Source organism: Xanthobacter autotrophicus ATCC 700552 (assembly GCF_043194565.1).
GTDB classification, from domain to species: domain Bacteria; phylum Pseudomonadota; class Alphaproteobacteria; order Rhizobiales; family Xanthobacteraceae; genus Xanthobacter; species Xanthobacter autotrophicus_F.
In genome coordinates this window covers 1-294 of the sequence record NZ_JBAFVS010000106.1, presented here as the reverse complement: position 1 = coordinate 294, position 294 = coordinate 1, and the positions used below count along the sequence as shown (strand labels likewise).

General features: G+C 69.0%; 1 protein-coding gene. It reads right to left on the bottom strand.

Going from position 1 to position 294, the window contains the following annotated elements; all coding sequences use genetic code 11:
- Positions 1-294: autotransporter-associated beta strand repeat-containing protein (locus tag V5F48_RS25115; protein ID WP_394260668.1), on the bottom strand; the 294-nt coding region annotated here is incomplete at both ends.

Genomic DNA, 294 nt, shown 5'->3' with positions numbered 1-294 from the left:
TCGATGCCGGAAATGTCGAAGGTGGCATTCACCGCGACGGCGGAGGAATTGGCGATGGAGCCCGCGCCCGACAAAGCCAGCGTGCCGGCATCGATCACCGTCTTGCCGGTGAAGTCGACGTTGGCGCCGGTGAGGATGAGGGCGGCCGCCCCCTCCTTGGTGAAGTCACCGCTGCCGGAGATGACGCCGGCGAATGTGGCGTCGGCCCCCTGGTTGACGGTGAGCGCCTTCGTGCCGAGCGCGATCGCCCCGTCGGCGCTGCCCGAGAGGGTCTTGATGCTGGTGCCGGCGCCG